General features: G+C 37.2%; 15 protein-coding genes. All 15 read left to right on the top strand.

Annotated features, from left to right (window positions below; genetic code table 11):
* Nucleotides 1-3 precede the first annotated feature (3 nt).
* The 15 genes from BTOYO_RS05280 (at nucleotide 4) to BTOYO_RS05210 (ending at nucleotide 18,441) form a co-directional block, all read left to right on the top strand.
* Complete coding sequence (locus tag BTOYO_RS05280; RefSeq protein WP_000814325.1) at nucleotides 4-1,704, top strand: proline--tRNA ligase; 1,701 nt, start codon at nucleotides 4-6, stop codon at nucleotides 1,702-1,704.
* A gap of 124 nt (nucleotides 1,705-1,828) precedes the next feature.
* Complete coding sequence (locus tag BTOYO_RS05275) at nucleotides 1,829-6,130, top strand: PolC-type DNA polymerase III (RefSeq protein WP_023441019.1); 4,302 nt, start codon at nucleotides 1,829-1,831, stop codon at nucleotides 6,128-6,130.
* Between the two features lie 333 nt (nucleotides 6,131-6,463).
* Nucleotides 6,464-6,934: a ribosome maturation factor RimP gene (gene rimP, locus BTOYO_RS05270; RefSeq protein ID WP_000359095.1), complete on the top strand. Its 471-nt coding sequence runs from the start codon at nucleotides 6,464-6,466 to the stop codon at nucleotides 6,932-6,934.
* Nucleotides 6,935-6,951: 17 nt separating this feature from the next.
* Entirely contained in the window at nucleotides 6,952-8,058 is a 1,107-nt protein-coding gene (nusA, locus tag BTOYO_RS05265) for a transcription termination factor NusA (RefSeq protein WP_000102596.1), read from the top strand.
* A gap of 11 nt (nucleotides 8,059-8,069) precedes the next feature.
* Nucleotides 8,070-8,342, top strand: a complete 273-nt coding sequence (gene rnpM / locus BTOYO_RS05260; protein ID WP_000071127.1) for an RNase P modulator RnpM — start codon at nucleotides 8,070-8,072, stop codon at nucleotides 8,340-8,342.
* A complete protein-coding gene (locus BTOYO_RS05255; RefSeq protein WP_001286525.1) occupies nucleotides 8,343-8,654 on the top strand; it encodes a YlxQ family RNA-binding protein in 312 nt (103 codons plus the stop codon).
* A gap of 4 nt (nucleotides 8,655-8,658) precedes the next feature.
* Nucleotides 8,659-10,719 (top strand): translation initiation factor IF-2, encoded by a 2,061-nt coding sequence (gene infB, locus BTOYO_RS05250; protein ID WP_000036352.1) that lies wholly within the window; start codon nucleotides 8,659-8,661, stop codon nucleotides 10,717-10,719.
* Nucleotides 10,716-10,997: a DUF503 domain-containing protein gene (locus tag BTOYO_RS05245; protein WP_000582364.1), complete on the top strand. Its 282-nt coding sequence runs from the start codon at nucleotides 10,716-10,718 to the stop codon at nucleotides 10,995-10,997. Before infB ends, BTOYO_RS05245 begins: the two co-directional genes overlap by 4 nt.
* A 15-nt stretch (nucleotides 10,998-11,012) precedes the next feature.
* Complete coding sequence (gene rbfA, locus BTOYO_RS05240) at nucleotides 11,013-11,369, top strand: 30S ribosome-binding factor RbfA (RefSeq protein WP_000776439.1); 357 nt, start codon at nucleotides 11,013-11,015, stop codon at nucleotides 11,367-11,369.
* Between the two features lie 85 nt (nucleotides 11,370-11,454).
* The gene (truB, locus tag BTOYO_RS05235; protein ID WP_000399334.1) at nucleotides 11,455-12,378 is read left to right on the top strand and encodes a tRNA pseudouridine(55) synthase TruB; all 924 of its coding nucleotides are present in this window, start codon (nucleotides 11,455-11,457) and stop codon (nucleotides 12,376-12,378) included.
* A gap of 43 nt (nucleotides 12,379-12,421) precedes the next feature.
* Entirely contained in the window at nucleotides 12,422-13,393 is a 972-nt protein-coding gene (gene ribF, locus BTOYO_RS05230; protein ID WP_000766714.1) for a bifunctional riboflavin kinase/FAD synthetase, read from the top strand.
* Nucleotides 13,394-13,493: 100 nt separating this feature from the next.
* Nucleotides 13,494-13,763: a 30S ribosomal protein S15 gene (rpsO, locus tag BTOYO_RS05225; protein WP_001229392.1), complete on the top strand. Its 270-nt coding sequence runs from the start codon at nucleotides 13,494-13,496 to the stop codon at nucleotides 13,761-13,763.
* A 160-nt stretch (nucleotides 13,764-13,923) separates the two neighbouring features.
* A complete protein-coding gene (gene pnp, locus BTOYO_RS05220; protein ID WP_000076735.1) occupies nucleotides 13,924-16,062 on the top strand; it encodes a polyribonucleotide nucleotidyltransferase in 2,139 nt (712 codons plus the stop codon).
* Nucleotides 16,063-16,213: 151 nt separating this feature from the next.
* Nucleotides 16,214-17,113 carry a polysaccharide deacetylase family protein gene (locus BTOYO_RS05215; RefSeq protein ID WP_000868234.1) on the top strand — a complete coding sequence of 300 codons (900 nt, stop codon included), beginning with the start codon at nucleotides 16,214-16,216 and terminating at the stop codon, nucleotides 17,111-17,113.
* A gap of 86 nt (nucleotides 17,114-17,199) precedes the next feature.
* Entirely contained in the window at nucleotides 17,200-18,441 is a 1,242-nt protein-coding gene (locus tag BTOYO_RS05210) for a M16 family metallopeptidase (protein ID WP_000592990.1), read from the top strand.
* Nucleotides 18,442-18,461 lie beyond the last annotated feature (20 nt).

The raw sequence follows: 18,461 nt of genomic DNA, 5'->3' as shown, positions 1-18,461 counted from the left end.
TAAATGAAACAAAGTATGGTATTCAGTCCTACATTACGTGAAGTTCCAGCTGATGCTGAAATTAAGAGTCATCAATTATTACTTCGCGCAGGTTTTATGCGTCAAAATGCTTCTGGTATTTATAGTTTTCTACCATTTGGTTTAAAAGTACTACACAAAGTAGAACGTATCGTTCGAGAAGAAATGGAACGCGCAGGAGCTGTAGAATTATTAATGCCAGCGATGCAAGCTGCAGAATTATGGCAAGAATCAGGCCGTTGGTATTCTTACGGATCTGAATTAATGCGTATGAAAGATCGTAACGCTCGTGAATTTGCTTTAGGGGCGACACATGAAGAAGTAATTACTGATCTTGTACGTGATGAAGTAAAATCATATAAAAAATTACCGTTAACGCTATACCAAATTCAAACAAAGTTCCGTGACGAACAAAGACCTCGTTTCGGTTTATTACGTGGAAGAGAGTTTCTAATGAAAGATGCCTATTCTTTCCACGCTACGCAGGAGAGCTTAGATGAAGTGTATGATCGCTTATATAAAGCATACTCTAACATTTTTGCTCGTTGTGGCTTAAATTTCCGTGCGGTTATTGCTGACTCTGGAGCAATGGGCGGAAAAGATACACATGAATTTATGGTATTATCTGATGTTGGTGAAGATACTATTGCATACTCGGATACATCCAATTATGCAGCGAACATCGAAATGGCTCCTGTTGTAGCTACGTATACGAAGAGTGACGAAGCAGAAAAGGCACTTGAAAAAGTAGCAACGCCAGATCAAAAAGCAATTGAAGAAGTATCTGCATTCTTAAACATTGAAGCAGAACAGTGTATTAAGTCTATGGTATTTAAAGTAGACGAGAAATTAGTAGTTGTACTTGTTCGTGGTGATCATGAAGTAAACGATGTAAAAGTGAAAAATGTATACGGCGCTTCAGTTGTTGAGCTTGCTTCTCATGAAGAAGTAAAAGAATTATTAAATTGTGAAGTTGGTTCATTAGGACCGATTGGTGTAACAGGTGATATCGAAATTATTGCTGACCATGCTGTAGCATCAATTGTAAACGGATGTTCAGGAGCGAATGAAGAAGGGTTCCATTATGTAAATGTAAATCCAGAACGTGACTTTAAAGTAAGTCAATATACAGATTTACGCTTCATCCAAGAAGGAGACCAATCTCCAGATGGAAACGGAACAATTCTTTTCGCACGCGGAATTGAAGTTGGTCATGTATTTAAATTAGGAACTCGCTATAGTGAAGCGATGAACGCAACATTCCTAGATGAAAACGGGAAAACACAAGCACTTATTATGGGTTGTTACGGTATCGGTGTATCTCGTACAGTGGCAGCAATTGCAGAGCAGTTTAATGATGAGAACGGCTTAGTTTGGCCAAAAGCTGTAGCACCGTTCCATGTGCATGTAATTCCAGTAAATATGAAATCTGATGCACAACGTGAAATGGGTAAAAATATTTACAACTCATTACAAGAGCAAGGATATGAAGTATTACTAGATGATCGTGCAGAACGTGCAGGTGTTAAATTTGCAGATGCAGATTTATTTGGCCTTCCAGTTCGCGTTACGGTTGGTAAAAAAGCAGATGAAGGTATTGTAGAAGTGAAAGTACGTGCTACAGGCGAGTCTGAAGAAGTGAAAGTAGAAGAACTTCAAACATATATTGCTAATATTTTAAAATAAGAAGAGGTACCTCGTAATGAGGTACCTTCTCTTTCTTTGTAAACGTATTTTGTAAAAGAAGAAGGGAGACATCTTTCTTTGTAGTACGTTTCAATTTATAATAGCAAATGGAAGGAGAGTGCTTATGTCATTAACAAATGAACAACAAGAGCGATTTCAAATTTTGCTCCAGCAGTTGCAAATACCAGAAGACCTTATAAATCAATATTTACAGGGCGGTGGTATTGAAAAGCTAGTTATTGATAAAGCGAATAAAGGTTGGCATTTTGACTTACAAGTGCCACGTATTTTGCCGACAGAATTATATGAATTGCTAGAAGTGAAGCTTAAGCAATCATTTTCTCATATTGCAAGAACAACATTTGCATTACAAGCAGAGAATAAACAATTTACAGAAGAAGAAGTGAAGGCATATTGGCCGCTTTGTACGGAGCGAATTACATTTTCACCTATGTTTGCTTACTTAAAGAAGCAACTACCTCAGGTAAATGGAGTGAAGTTGTTAATAAATGTGAATAACGAGTTAGAATCTACTGCTTTAAAGAAAAATGTTACGAAACCAGTAGGTGATCAATACGAAGCTTTTGGATTCCCACGTTTTCAGTTAGACACACATATAAAGCAAAATGCAGAAGAAATGCAAAAGTTTCGTGAGCAAACTCAGCAAGAAGACCGTGAGCGTGTAATACAAGCTATGGAAGAAATGGCGAAGAAGCAAGCTGAAGAAAGTAGCGTTGTGCATGAAGGACCGGTTGTACTCGGATATCTTATTAAGCCAGATGAAGAGATTACACCGATGCGAGAAATTCAAGATGAAGAACGAAGAAAAACGGTTCAAGGGTATGTATTCCATGTAGAAACAAAAGAGCTTCGTAGTGGGCGTACGTTATTAACTTTAAAAATAACGGACTATACGGATTCTATTATGATCAAAATGTTTTCGCGTGACAAAGAAGATATTCCAATGCTGCAATCCTTGAGAAAAGGAATGTGGGTGAAAGCACGTGGTTCTGTTCAAAATGATACATTCGTTCGAGATTTAGTAATGATTGCAAACGATATTAATGAAATAACAGGACCATCTCGTAAAGATAAGGCGCCAGAAGGTGAAAAACGTGTAGAGCTTCACCTTCATACCCCAATGAGTCAAATGGACGCTGTTACGCCTGTCTCTAGGCTTGTTGCTCAAGCTGGTAAATGGGGACATGAGGCTATTGCAGTTACAGACCATGCTGTTGCTCAGTCTTTCCCAGAAGCATACTCTGCGGGTAAAAAGGCTGGGGTTAAAGTTATATACGGTGTAGAGGCAAATTTAGTTAATGATGGTGTACCGATCGCATATAACGAAGCGCATCGTTTACTTGCAGAGGAAACGTATGTTGTTTTCGACGTTGAGACGACAGGTTTATCAGCTGTATACGATACAGTCATTGAGTTAGCTGCCGTAAAGATAAAAGGTGGCGAAATCATTGATCGTTTTGAATCTTTCGCAAATCCGCATCAACCATTATCTGCGACGATTATTGAATTAACAGGTATTACAGATGATATGTTAACTGATGCACCAGAAGTGGACGAAGTGTTTAAAAAGTTTGAGGAATGGATGGGTGACCATACACTTGTTGCTCATAACGCAAGCTTTGATATGGGCTTTATTAACGTAGGTTTTAAAAAGGCAGGGCTAGCAAAAACGAATAACCCTGTTATTGATACGTTAGAACTTGCGCGGTTCTTATTCCCGGAAATGAAAAACCATCGATTAAATACGATGTGTAAAAAGCTTGATATTGAATTAACGCAACATCACCGTGCGATTTATGATACTGAAGCAACGGGATACTTACTTGTGAAAATGCTAAAAGATGTAATTGAAAAGGGATTTGAATATCATAATCAATTAAATGATAGTATGGGACAAGGGGATGCGTATAAACGTGGGCGTCCAAGTCATATGACATTACTTGCTACATCAGATGTTGGATTGAAAAATTTATATAAACTTGTTTCATATTCTCACCTGAATTATTTTTACCGTGTGCCACGTGTACCAAGGTCACTATTAAAAAAATATCGTGAAGGAATTTTAGTAGGAACGGCTTGTGATAAAGGTGAAGTGTTTGAGGCAATGATGCAAAAAGCACCTGAAGAAGTAGAAGAAATTGCGCAATTCTATGATTACATTGAAGTAATGCCTCCAGAGGTGTTACGTCATTTAGTAGAACGTGAACTTGTTCGAGATGAAGGACAATTAAAAACAATTATTTCTAACTTAGTAAAACTGGGTGAGACGTTGGATAAACCGGTTGTCGCTACAGGGAACGTGCATTATTTAGATCAAGAGGATGCTATGTATCGTAAAATTTTAGTGAGTTCGCAGGGCGGAGCAAATCCGTTAAATCGACATTCATTACCGCCGGTACATTTCCGTACAACAGATGAGATGTTAGAGTGTTTTTCATTTTTAGGTGAAGACAAAGCGAAAGAAATTGTAGTAACGAATACACAAAAGGTTGCGTCATTAATTGGTGATGTTCATCCAGTAAAAGATGATTTATACACACCGAAAATTGAAGGTGCTGATGATGAAACGCGTGATATGAGTTATAAAATGGCGCGTAGCATTTATGGGGAAGAGCTACCAGAAATCGTAGAAGCCCGATTGGAAAAAGAATTAAAAAGTATTATCGGACATGGATTTGCTGTAATTTATTTAATTTCACATAAGCTGGTGAAAAAATCGTTAGTAGACGGATATTTAGTAGGTTCGCGTGGATCTGTAGGTTCATCATTCGTTGCAACGATGATGGAAATTACAGAAGTAAATCCATTACCACCACATTATGTATGTCCGAAGTGTAAGCAATCAGAATTCTTTAATGACGGCTCGGTAGGTTCTGGTTTTGATTTACCAGATAAAGAATGTCCAACATGTAATGTTTCATATGTAAAAGATGGACATGATATTCCGTTCGAAACGTTCCTTGGATTTAAAGGAGATAAGGTACCCGATATCGATTTGAACTTCTCCGGCGAATACCAACCACGTGCCCATAACTATACGAAAATACTGTTCGGTGAAGATTATGTATATCGTGCAGGAACGATTGGTACAGTTGCAGAAAAAACGGCTTATGGATATGTAAAAGGTTATGCAAATGATCATAATTTAACGATACGAAATGCAGAAATTGACCGCTTAGTAGCAGGGTGTACCGGTGTAAAACGTACAACTGGACAGCATCCAGGTGGTATTATCGTTGTGCCAGATTACATGGACATCTTTGATTTCTCACCAATACAGTATCCGGCAGATTCAATAGGGGCTGAGTGGAGAACGACACACTTTGATTTCCACTCAATTCATGATAATTTATTGAAACTTGATATACTAGGACACGATGATCCGACAGTTATTCGTATGTTACAAGATTTAAGTGGTATTGATCCGAAAACAATCCCAACAGATGATCCGGAAGTAATGAAAATTTTCTCAGGTCCGGAATCATTAGGAGTAACGGAAGAACAAATTAACTGTAAAACAGGTACACTTGGTATACCGGAATTCGGTACGAAATTCGTAAGACAAATGTTAGAAGAGACAAAACCAACGACATTCTCAGAGTTAGTCCAAATTTCTGGACTATCACATGGTACGGACGTATGGCTCGGTAATGCAAACGAGTTAATTTATAACGGTACATGTACGCTGAGTGAAGTTATCGGTTGTCGTGATGACATCATGGTATATTTAATCTATCAAGGTTTAGATCCATCATTAGCCTTCAAAATTATGGAGTCGGTTCGTAAAGGTAAAGGTGTACCGGAAGAATGGGAAGAGGACATGAAAAGTAATAATGTACCAGGTTGGTATATTGATTCATGTAAGAAGATTAAATACATGTTCCCTAAAGCCCATGCGGCTGCTTACGTACTTATGGCTGTACGTATCGCATATTTTAAAGTACATTTTGCACTTTTATTCTATGCGGCATACTTTACGGTTCGTGCAGATGACTTTGATGTAGAGGCGATGGCAAAAGGTTCAGCATCTATACGTGTAAAGATTGATGAAATTGCGCAAAAAGGATTAGATGCAGCGCCGAAAGAGAAGAGTTTATTAACGGTACTAGAAATGACACTTGAAATGTGTGAGCGTGGATACTCATTCCAAAAGGTTGATTTATATCGCTCGCATGCAACAGAATTCATTATTGATGGAGACTCATTAATTCCTCCATTTAATGCGGTGCCTGGTCTTGGTACAAACGCAGCTTTAAGTATCGTAGAAGCTCGTAAAAATGGAGATTTCTTATCAAAAGAAGATTTACAGCAGCGCAGTAAGGTTTCTAAAACGATTATTGAGTATTTAGATAGTCAAGGTTGCTTAGATGATCTACCTGATCAAAACCAATTATCACTGTTCTAGCAGGTAGGAAAAGTCTTTGCAAATCAGTATTTGCTATGGTATACTATTAACCGAGATAACCATGTCATGTATATTGTGTGAAAAAAAGAGTGGGGAAACCCACTCTTTCGTGTTACTATCTACGTTTTATTGATGTAGAGAGGTAAGAAATTTCTGTCGTATATACATATTTTGTTACAAGTTTTACTTCTTAAATTTGGTAATACTAAGACAGATATTCCCTGCTTAACGGCAGGGGCTTTTGTTAGCTAACGAGAAAGAATAAGATAGACCGTTTTTATGGACGGAATCTTTTCTTGTAAATGGTACATGGCGGCAGGAAGGAGGCTGTTTATGGATAAGAAAGTCACAGAAGTTGTAGAAGCATTTGCGCAGCCGATCGTTGAAGAGTTAAATCTTGAACTTGTAGATGTAGAGTATGTGAAAGAAGGACAGGACTGGTTCTTACGCGTATTCATCGATTCTGAAAAGGGAGTCGACATTGAAGAATGCGGTGCGGTAAGTGAACGTTTAAGCGAAGCTTTAGATAAAGAGGATCCAATTCCTCATCTTTACTTTTTGGATGTATCATCTCCTGGAGCAGAACGCCCATTAAAGAAAGAGAAAGACTTCCAGCAAGCGGTAGGAAAACAAGTGGCAATTAAAACATATGAGCCGATTGATGGTGAAAAAATGTTTGAAGGAAAGCTACTTTCCTACGATGGTACTACAATTACACTATTATTAACAATTAAAACACGTAAAAAAGAAATCCAAATTCCAATGGATAAAGTTGCAAATGCGCGACTTGCTGTTACGTTTTAGTTAGAAGGGGGATCTTCATGAGCACTGAGTTGTTAGATGCCTTGCTCGTATTAGAGTCAGAAAAAGGAATTAGCAAAGATATTATTATTGATGCGATTGAAGCAGCATTAATCTCTGCTTATAAACGCAATTTTAACCAAGCACAAAACGTTCGTGTGAGCTTTAACCCAGAAGTGGGAACAATTCAAGTTTTAGCACGTAAAGACGTTGTTGATAATGTGTTTGATCCACGTCTTGAAATTTCTGTTGAAGAAGCAAGACAAATTAATCCAAACTATCAAGATGGTGACGTACTAGAAATTGAAGTAACACCAAAAGATTTCGGCCGCATTGCAGCACAAACTGCAAAACAGGTTGTAACACAACGAGTGCGTGAAGCAGAGCGTGGTGTTATTTACTCGGAGTTTAGTGACCGTGAAGAAGACATCATGGTTGGTATTGTACAACGTCAAGATGCTCGTTTCATCTATGTAAGCTTAGGGAAAGTAGAAGCTTTATTACCTGTAAGTGAGCAAATGCCAAACGAACAATACAAACCACATGATCGCATTCGCGTATTCATTACGAAAGTAGAAAAAACAACGAAGGGACCACAAATTTACGTATCACGTACACATCCTGGTCTTTTAAAACGTTTATTCGAAATGGAAGTTCCTGAGATTTATGATGGAACTGTTGAAATTCGTTCTGTGGCACGTGAAGCAGGCGATCGTTCTAAAATTTCTGTACATGCAGAGAACATTGATGTTGATCCAGTAGGCTCTTGTGTAGGACCGAAAGGACAACGTGTACAACGCATTGTAGATGAATTAAAAGGTGAAAAGATTGACATCGTTCGCTGGTCAAATGATCCAGTAGAATATGTTGCAAATGCTTTAAGCCCATCACAAGTTGTTAAAGTACTTGTAGATGAAGAAGAAAAAGCAACAACTGTTGTTGTTCCAGACCACCAACTTTCATTAGCTATCGGTAAGCGTGGACAAAACGCGCGTCTTGCAGCTAAATTAACAGGTTGGAAAATTGATATTAAGAGTGAGTCTGATGCGAAACAACTAGGTATTGTAACAGAAGAAGATAGCGTAATCGCATTCGGATTCGATTCAGTTGAAGACGAAATCGAATAGAGGTGATGAGTATGAGCAATCGAAAAGTTCCGTTACGAAAATGTGTTGCAACGCAAGAAATGAAATCAAAACGAGAGCTCGTTCGCATTGTTCGTTCCAAAGAGGGAGAAGTGTCCATTGATTTAACTGGAAAGAAATCAGGACGAGGTGCTTATTTATCGAAAGATAAAGAAAGTATTCTTCAAGCTCAAAAGAAAAATGTTTTGGAACATCATCTAAAAGCGAAAATCGACGGTTCTCTATACGAAGAGCTTCTTGAGCTTGTTGAGAAGGAGTCGAAATAAGTGTCCGATTGGAAATCGTTTTTAGGACTAGCAAACCGGGCTCGGAAAATTATTTCGGGTGAAGAACTTGTTTTAAAAGAAGTACGAAGTGGCAAAGCAAAGCTTGTGTTGCTATCTGAAGATGCGTCAGTGAATACAACAAAACGCATGACGGATAAAACGACGTATTACAACGTACCAATGAGAAAGGTCGAAAATCGACAACAATTAGGGCATGCGATTGGGAGAGATGAGCGAGTCGTTGTAGCTGTGTTAGATGAAGGCTTTGCGAAAAAGCTGCGTAGCATGCTCGATACAAATTACCGGGGGTGAAGGTATGAGTAAAATTCGAGTGCATGAATATGCAAAACAACATAATATCTCAAGTAAAGATCTTATGACAAAACTAAAAGAAATGAATATCGAGGTTTCGAATCATATGACAATGTTAGACGATGAAGTAGTAAACAAATTAGATAATGAGTACCAAGAAGAAAAACCTTCTGTTGCAGATGAGTTTGAAGTAGAAGAGAAAGTTGTTCGCAGTAAAAAGAACAGTAATAAGAAGAAGAAAAAAGGCAAAGATAACGAAGACAAGCGTCAAGATAACTTTGCTGGAAGACAACAAACGCAAATTGTAGAAACACCAGATAAAATTACTTTCTCTGGAAGCCTTACAGTGGGTGAGCTTGCTAAAAAATTAAGCAAAGAGCCGTCTGAAATTATTAAGAAGCTCTTCATGCTAGGAATTATGGCAACAATTAACCAAGACTTAGATAAAGATACAATTGAGTTAATTGCTACTGATTACGGTATTGAAGTAGAAGAAGAAGTAGTTGTAAGTGAAACTGAATTCGAAACATTCATCGATGAGCAAGATGATGAAGAAAACTTAAAAGAGCGTCCAGCTGTTGTTACAATTATGGGACACGTTGACCATGGTAAAACAACTTTACTTGACTCTATTCGTAATTCAAAAGTAACTGCTGGCGAAGCTGGTGGGATTACTCAGCATATTGGTGCATACCAAGTTGAAGTAAACGATAAGAAAATTACATTCTTAGATACGCCTGGTCACGCAGCATTTACAACGATGCGTGCTCGTGGGGCACAAGTAACGGATATTACAATTCTTGTTGTTGCAGCTGATGACGGTGTTATGCCACAAACAGTGGAAGCAATTAGCCATGCGAAAGCAGCTGGAGTACCAATTATTGTTGCTGTGAATAAAATGGATAAACCAGCGGCAAATCCTGATCGCGTAATGCAAGAATTAACAGAATATGAATTGGTTCCAGAAGCATGGGGCGGAGACACAATTTTCGTACCAATCTCTGCAATTCAAGGCGAGGGAATTGACAACTTGCTAGAAATGATTCTTCTTGTGAGTGAAGTAGAAGAATATAAAGCAAATCCAAATCGCTATGCAACTGGTACTGTAATTGAAGCGCAGCTTGATAAAGGTAAAGGAACTATCGCGACATTACTTGTTCAAAACGGTACACTTCGAGTTGGAGATCCAATTGTTGTTGGAACATCATTCGGTCGTGTTCGTGCAATGGTAAGTGATATTGGTCGTCGAGTAAAAGTTGCTGGTCCATCAACTCCTGTTGAAATTACAGGTTTAAATGAAGTACCACAAGCGGGAGATCGTTTCATGGCATTCGCTGATGAGAAGAAAGCTCGTCAAATCGGTGAATCACGTGCACAAGAAGCGTTAGTTGCTCAACGTGGTGAAAAATCTAAATTAAGCCTTGAAGATTTATTCCAACAAATCCAAGAGGGCGATGTAAAAGAAATTAACTTAATTGTGAAAGCAGACGTACAAGGTTCTGTTGAAGCAATGGCTGCATCACTTCGTAAGATCGATGTTGAAGGCGTAAAAGTAAAAATCATTCACACTGGTGTAGGTGCGATTACAGAATCTGATATTATTTTAGCTTCTGCATCTAATGCAATTGTAATTGGATTTAACGTACGCCCTGATGTGAATGCGAAGCGTACAGCTGAATTAGAGAACGTTGATGTTCGTTTACACCGTATTATCTATAAAGTAATCGAAGAAATCGAATCAGCAATGCAAGGGATGCTGGATCCAGAATTCGAAGAAAAAGTAATCGGTCAAGCGGAAGTACGCCAAACGTTCAAAGTAACAAAAGTTGGAACAATTGCAGGTTGTTACGTAATAGACGGTAAAATCACACGTGATAGTGGCGTTCGTATTATCCGTGATGGCGTAGTAATCTTCGAAGGACAACTTGATACGTTAAAACGTTTCAAAGACGACGTAAAAGAAGTTGCACAAAACTATGAGTGTGGTATTACAATTGAGAGATATAATGATCTTAAAGAAGGGGACATCATTGAAGCATACATTATGGAAGAAGTGAAGCGATGATTATCGCTTCACTCTCATTCGAGTGTATGATTTACGATGTGCATTCTTTAAAAGAGAAACGAGCAATTTTGCAAAGGGTGCTCACTCGTGTGAAGCAGCGTTATAACGTAGCTGTTTCAGAAGTAGGGCATCAAGATGTATGGCAACGTACAGAAATTGCAATTGTTTCCGTATCCTCAAATCGTGTTATCTGTGAAAAAGAAATGAATCGTGTACTTGAGTACATCGATTCATTTCCTGAAATTGAACGTACGATAACACAATTGGAATGGTACTGAATGAGGTGAAGAGTTATGAAATTACGTGCAAACCGTGTAGGCGAGCAAATGAAAAAAGAATTAGGCGACATTATCAGTCGTAAAATTAAAGATCCACGTGTCGGATTTGTTACAGTAACAGATGTGCAAGTGAGTGGAGATTTACAAATCGCTAAAGTGTATATTTCTGTTTTAGGTGACGATGAACAGAAAGAAAGTACATTAAAAGGTTTAGCGAAGGCAAAAGGCTTCATTCGTTCAGAAATCGGCCAACGTATTCGTCTTCGTAAAACACCGGAAATTTCTTTCGAATTTGATGAGTCTATTGGATATGGTCATCGAATTGATACACTTTTACATGAAATTAATAAAGACGGTAAACGTGAAGAATAATGGATAGACATTTGTCTATCCATTTTTTCAATGAAAAATAAGTTTGGATAATTATTATGAAAGAATTATGATGAGGTGAACATATATGGAAGGTGTAGTATTATTACATAAGCCAAAAGGCATGACATCACATGATTGTGTATTTAAATTAAGAAAGATATTACGTGAGAAACGAATTGGTCATACGGGAACATTAGATCCAGATGTAACAGGGGTATTACCGATTTGTGTTGGACGAGCAACGAAGATTGCACAGTTTTTAACGAGTGAAATAAAAACATATGAAGGTGAAGTAACATTAGGATTTTCAACAACAACTGAAGATGCTTCTGGTGAAGTTGTTGAAACGACAAATGTAGATCGTAGTATTACTCGTAAGGAAGTAGAAGGAGTTCTCGCAGCATTAACAGGTACGATTGAACAAACGCCTCCAATGTTTTCAGCTGTAAAAGTTAACGGAAAAAAATTATATGAATATGCAAGAGCGGGACAAGAAGTTGAACGTCCAGTTCGTACCATTACAATTCATGAATTCGTATTACTTGATGACCGTGAAATGTTTGAAGGGGAAAACATTTCATTCCGTTTCCGTGTAACGTGTAGTAAAGGGACATATGTAAGAACGCTAGCAGTAATGATTGGTGAAAAACTAGGTTTTCCATCACACATGTCCCATCTTGTAAGAACGGCATCTGGTGAATTTTTACTAGAAGATTGCATATCATTTGAAGAAATTGAAGAAAACGTGCAAAATGGAACAGTAGAGTCTATCTTCATTTCAATTGATGAAGCGTTAAGTAAATTCCCAAAAATGGTTGTAGATGAAAAGCAAGCAGAAAAAATAAAAAATGGTATGTTCTTAAAGAATGAATTAGAAATAACAGCACCATTCATTACAGTATTTGATAAAAATGACCGTTGCTTAGCAATTTATGAGCATCATCCAAAACACCCTGGTATGCTAAAGCCAATGAAAGTACTTGTGAATAATCAAGAACTAAAGCTATAATGAATTATTGGAAGGATTATTACAGAAAAAGGTGAATTCAAGCGTGAAACTTATTCATTTAACTCATCCACATGAACAAAATAAATTAGAATTACCACCTACTGTAATGGCATTAGGATTTTTTGATGGCATTCATTTAGGGCATCAGTGTGTGATTCGAACTGCGAAACAAATAGCGGATGAACGCGGATATAAAAGTGCAGTTATGACATTTCATCCCCATCCATCTGTTGTTTTAGGGAAAAAGGAAGCGCATGTGGAGTATATTACACCGATGCGTGATAAAGAAAAAATAGTCGAAAACTTAGGAATCGATATATTATATGTTATTAAATTTGATGAATCGTTTGCAGGTTTATTGCCACAGCAATTTGTAGATGATTATATTATTGGTTTAAATGTAAAGCATGTAGTAGCAGGGTTTGATTATTCATATGGACGTTTAGGAAAAGGGAAGATGGAGACTTTACCATTTCATGCAAGAGGGGAGTTTACACAAACTGTGATTGAAAAAGTTGAATTTCAAGAAGAGAAGGTAAGTTCTACAGCATTACGAAAGTTAATTCGAAATGGTGAAATGGAACAAATTCCATCTATTTTAGGTAGAGCCTATACAGTGGGAGGAACGGTTGTACATGGCGATAAACGTGGACGACAAATTGGTTTTCCAACCGCTAATGTAGGTTTAAGTGATGAGTATTTATTGCCACCTGTAGGTGTTTATGCAGTGAGATTAAAAGTTCACGATGAATGGTACGATGGTGTATGTAATATTGGATATAAACCAACTTTTAAAGAAAATGAGCGTCAATTATCTATTGAAGTACACTTATTTGAGTTCAACAAAGACATATATGATCAAAGTGTTACAGTTGAGTGGCATATGCGTATAAGAGAAGAGAAGAAATTCAATGGTATTGATGAGCTAGTTGAACAAATCGCAAAAGATAAGAAAACAGCACAAGAATATTTTGCGAGTGAAAAGAATATACTTGCTTTTTCAAATGAAAAGTAGTATTCTATGTTATGTACTTTATGACAACCATTGCTTGGCATTGCGACTCACCGACGCTTGCTCGGTAATTGGGGGTTTAATTAATAGGAGGTGAAATAGGATGGCTTTAACACAAGAACGTAAAAATGAAATCATTGCACAATTTAGAACTCATGAGACTGATACTGGTTCTCCAGAGGTTCAAATTGCTGTCCTAACGGAGCAAATTAACACTCTAAACGAGCACTTACGTACTCACAAGAAAGATCATCATTCACGTCGTGGTCTATTAAAGATGGTTGGTAAACGTCGTAACTTACTAACTTACCTTCGTAATAGCGATATCACACGTTACCGTGAATTAATCACAAAGCTTGGCTTACGTCGATAGTCAAAGAAGCGGGAATATTCCCGCTTTTTTGTTAGGTAAAAATATATCTTCTACGCTTTATAGCTTACTTAATTTTCGGCAATACTAGAGGTAGAATATTGTGATATACTATCCATTTACATAGAAGAATTGAATACTTTAAATTGAGAGGGGTACTTAAATGAGTCAAGAAAAGCAAGTCTTCTCGATAGATTTAGCTGGTCGCCAGCTAACAGTTGAAACTGGTCAGCTTGCAAAACAAGCGAACGGGGCAGTATTAGTAAGATATGGCGATACAGCGGTTCTATCTACAGCAACTGCATCAAAAGAGGCTAAAAATGTAGATTTCTTCCCACTTACAGTAAACTATGAAGAGCGTTTATATGCAGTCGGAAAAATTCCAGGCGGTTTTATTAAACGTGAAGGTCGTCCAAGTGAAAAAGCAATTTTGGCAAGTCGTTTAATCGACCGTCCAATTCGTCCGCTTTTCGCAGATGGTTTCCGTAACGAAGTACAAGTTGTCAGCATTGTAATGAGTGTTGATCAAGATTGTTCTTCTGAAATGGCAGCTATGCTTGGTTCTTCATTAGCGTTATCGATTTCAGATATTCCATTTGAAGGTCCAATCGCTGGTGCAACAGTTGGTCGTATTAATGGCGAATTCGTTATTAATCCAACAGTAGAACAGCAAGAACAAAGTGATATTCACCTTGTTGTAGCTGGTACAAAAGATGCAATTAACATGGTTGAAGCAGGAGCAGATCAAGTACCTGAGGAAACAATGTTAGAAGCAATTATGTTTGGACATGACGAAATTAAACGTCTAATTGCATTCCAAGAAGAGATTGTACAAGCTGTAGGTAAAGCGAAATTAGAAATAAAACTATATGAAGTCGATGCTGATCTTAACCAAGCTGTACGTGAGATGGCTGAGAAGGATATGCATTCTGCAATTCAAGTACATGAGAAACATGCACGTGAAGATGCAATCAACGTAGTGAAAAAGCGTGTAATTGAGCATTACGAAGCTGAGGAAGCTGACGCTGACACATTAGGACAAGTAAATGAGATTTTATATAAAATTGTAAAAGAAGAAGTACGTCGTCTTATTACAGTTGAAAAAATCCGCCCAGATGGCCGTAAAGGTGATGAAATTCGTCCTTTAGCATCAGAGGTTGGTATTTTATCTCGTACACACGGTTCTGGTTTATTCACACGTGGACAAACACAAGCATTAAGTATTTGTACATTAGGCGCTTTAGGCGATGTGCAAATTTTAGATGGTCTTGGTGTAGAAGAATCAAAAAGATTCATGCACCATTACAATTTCCCATCGTTTAGTGTTGGTGAAACAAGACCGATGCGTGGACCAGGTCGTCGTGAAATTGGTCACGGTGCACTAGGAGAACGTGCTCTTGAGCCTGTAATTCCATCTGAAAAAGATTTCCCATATACAGTACGTCTTGTATCTGAAGTGTTAGAATCAAATGGTTCTACTTCACAGGCAAGTATTTGTGGTAGTACTTTAGCAATGATGGATGCTGGTGTTCCACTTAAAGCCCCAGTTGCTGGTATTGCAATGGGTCTAGTTAAATCTGGTGAGCATTACACAATTTTATCTGATATTCAAGGTATGGAAGATCATTTAGGTGATATGGACTTTAAAGTAGCAGGTACAGCACAAGGTGTAACTGCACTGCAAATGGACATTAAAATCGATGGTTTATCTCGTGAAATTTTAGAAGAGGCATTACAACAAGCGAAAGTTGGTCGTGTGCACATTCTAAATCATATGCTATCTGTTATTGCAGAGCCACGTACTGAATTATCAGCTTACGCTCCAAAGATTATTACAATGACAATTAATCCAGATAAAATCCGTGACGTTATTGGACCGAGCGGTAAACAAATTAATAAAATTATTGAAGAAACTGGAGTTAAAATTGACATCGAGCAAGATGGTACAGTATTTATTTCTTCAATAAATCAAGAAATGAATGACAAAGCTAAGAAAATTATCGAAGATATTGTTCGCGAAGTACAAGTAGGTGAAATCTACGAAGGAAAAGTGAAACGTGTTGAGAAATTCGGTGCTTTCGTTGAATTATTCAGCGGTAAAGATGGATTAGTTCACATTTCTGAACTTGCACTTGAGCGTGTAGGTAAAGTAGAAGACGTTGTGAAAATCGGTGATGTAATTACAGTTAAAGTTATCGAGATTGACAAGCAAGGTCGCGTAAATCTATCTAGAAAAGTATTGCTAAAAGAAGAGCAAGAAAAAGAAGCTGCTAAAGAAGAAAACAAACAAGAGCAGCAATAAGTAAAAGCCAGTTCAACTGGCTTTTTTGTTATGTAAAAAACATGATGTACACATATTTTTATGTCAGTATAGGTATAGTTTTCATTATAACGCTCAAATTAACAAAGATAAGAAGAAAAATATTTTTTATTTAGTTAATGGGAGGGTTTATATGAAAGTTCGTATATTGGCATACATATGTGTATTTTTTTTATATGTCAGTTTAGGCTCTTATTCCGTTTTTGCACAGGATAACTTGTATGAAGAAATTCAAAAACATGCAAAACAATATGAGATTGCACCTCAAAATGCGATCATTGATAAGATATGGAAAGCAACACCTGGATATAATGGAAGACAAGTCGATATTGAAGCATCCTATAACAATATGAAGAAGCTAAAGAAATTTGATCAAAAACATCTTGAATTCAAGGAAGTATCACCGAGTGTCCATTTAGCAGATTTATCACCAGCCCCAATTTACAGGGGACATCCAAATAAAAAGATGGTTGGATTAACAATAAATGTGGCATGGGGAAATGAGTATTTGCCTCGTATATTAGAGATATTGAAAAAACATGATGTGAAGGCAACTTTCTTTTTGGAAGGACGTTGGGTGAAAGAAAATTTACGATTTGCAAAAATGATTGTCGATGCAAATCAAGAAGTTGGAAATCACTCTTACACACATCCTAATATGAAAACATTATCGTCTGATGAAATACGAGAACAGTTACAAAAAACAAATCGAATGATAGAAGCAGCCACGAATCAAAAAGTAAGATGGTTTGCCCCGCCTAGTGGAAGTTTTCGAGATGAAGTCGTACAAATTGCAGATGATTTCCAAATGGGAACGATTATGTGGACAGTAGATACAATTGATTGGAAGCGACCAGAGCCAGACGTATTATTGCAGAGAGTAATGAGAAAAATACATTCAGGTGCCATTGTATTAATGCATCCTACTTCATCTACAGCAGAAGCATTAGATACAATGATTACAAAATTGAAGGAACAAGGATATAGAGTGGGGAATATAACAGAATTACTGGATGAAAAACGTGTGGATTAAATACATTTGCATGACATTCATCCTTAAACTTGTTATCATTAAATAATAGCGTTAATTTAGAGAAACTGGTAGTAGGAGGAAAGTTTTTGATTAAAAAATATACTTGTAAAAATGGTGTAAGAATAGTTATGGAGAACATACCAACTGTAAGATCGGTTGCGATTGGTATTTGGATCCATGCAGGATCAAGAAATGAAAATGAAAAAAATAACGGGATTTCCCACTTTTTAGAGCATATGTTCTTTAAAGGGACGGAAACACGTAGTGCGCGCGAAATTGCGGAATCATTTGATAGCATTGGTGGGCAAGTAAATGCTTTTACTTCAAAAGAATATACATGTTACTATGCAAAAGTGTTAGATGAGCATGCTAAATATGCTTTAGATGTTTTAGCAGATATGTTCTTTAATTCAACATTTGATGAGGAAGAACTGAAAAAAGAGAAGAATGTCGTATGTGAAGAAATTAAAATGTACGAAGACGCTCCAGATGATATTGTGCATGATATGTTAACGAAAGCGACATATGAAACGCATCCGCTTGGATATCCTATTTTAGGAACAGAAGAAACGCTTGATACGTTTACAGGTGATACACTACGTCAATATATAAAAGATCATTATACACCTGAAAATGTAGTTGTTTCAGTTGCAGGAAATATTGATGAAGCATTTTTACAAACAGTAGAGCAATATTTCGGTAGTTATGAAGGAACAACAAACCGTGAACAAGTACATAGCCCAATTTTCCATTTTAATAAGGTAGCACGTAAAAAAGAAACAGAACAAGCTCATTTATGTTTAGGATATAAAGGCTTACAAATGGGACACGAAGATATTTATAACTTAATCGTATTAAATAACGTTTTAGGCGGTAGTATGAGTAGCCGTTTATTCCAAGAAGTACGTGAGCAACGTGGGTTAGCTTACTCGGTATTTTCTTATCACTCTTCTTATGAAGATACAGGTATGTTAACACTGTACGGTGGAACAGGTAGCCAACAATTAGATACACTGTATGAAACGATGCAAGAAACACTAGAAACATTGAAAAATACAGGTATTACAGAAAAAGAGCTTATGAATAGTAAAGAGCAATTAAAAGGAAACTTAATGTTAAGTTTAGAAAGTACGAATAGTCGTATGAGCCGTAACGGTAAAAATGAATTGCTGCTTCGTAAGCATCGTTCACTTGATGAGATTATTGAAAGTGTAAACACTGTAACAAAACAAAATGTAGATGAGTTAATCCGCAATATGTTTACGGATGAATTCTCTGCTGCACTTATTAGTCCAGATGGAAAACTTCCAAAAGGAATAAAACTATAATTGATTTTTGTGATGTACTC

The sequence above is a fragment of the Bacillus toyonensis BCT-7112 genome (assembly GCF_000496285.1).
Lineage (GTDB): Bacteria > Bacillota > Bacilli > Bacillales > Bacillaceae_G > Bacillus_A > Bacillus_A toyonensis.
The sequence above is the reverse complement of the archived record's forward strand: the minus strand, read 5'-3'. Positions and strand labels throughout refer to the sequence as shown.

Excerpts from the sequence above, each read along its gene's own strand:
- BTOYO_RS05280 (WP_000814325.1), top strand. The coding sequence starts at position 4 with ATGAAACAAAGTATGGTATTCAGTCCTACATTACGTGAAGTTCCAGCT.
- BTOYO_RS05275 (WP_023441019.1), top strand. The coding sequence starts at position 1,829 with ATGTCATTAACAAATGAACAACAAGAGCGATTTCAAATTTTGCTCCAG.
- rimP (WP_000359095.1), top strand. The coding sequence starts at position 6,464 with ATGGATAAGAAAGTCACAGAAGTTGTAGAAGCATTTGCGCAGCCGATC.
- nusA (WP_000102596.1), top strand. The coding sequence starts at position 6,952 with ATGAGCACTGAGTTGTTAGATGCCTTGCTCGTATTAGAGTCAGAAAAA.
- rnpM (WP_000071127.1), top strand. The coding sequence starts at position 8,070 with ATGAGCAATCGAAAAGTTCCGTTACGAAAATGTGTTGCAACGCAAGAA.
- infB (WP_000036352.1), top strand. The coding sequence starts at position 8,659 with ATGAGTAAAATTCGAGTGCATGAATATGCAAAACAACATAATATCTCA.
- BTOYO_RS05245 (WP_000582364.1), top strand. The coding sequence starts at position 10,716 with ATGATTATCGCTTCACTCTCATTCGAGTGTATGATTTACGATGTGCAT.
- rbfA (WP_000776439.1), top strand. The coding sequence starts at position 11,013 with ATGAAATTACGTGCAAACCGTGTAGGCGAGCAAATGAAAAAAGAATTA.
- truB (WP_000399334.1), top strand. The coding sequence starts at position 11,455 with ATGGAAGGTGTAGTATTATTACATAAGCCAAAAGGCATGACATCACAT.
- rpsO (WP_001229392.1), top strand. The coding sequence starts at position 13,494 with ATGGCTTTAACACAAGAACGTAAAAATGAAATCATTGCACAATTTAGA.
- pnp (WP_000076735.1), top strand. The coding sequence starts at position 13,924 with ATGAGTCAAGAAAAGCAAGTCTTCTCGATAGATTTAGCTGGTCGCCAG.
- BTOYO_RS05215 (WP_000868234.1), top strand. The coding sequence starts at position 16,214 with ATGAAAGTTCGTATATTGGCATACATATGTGTATTTTTTTTATATGTC.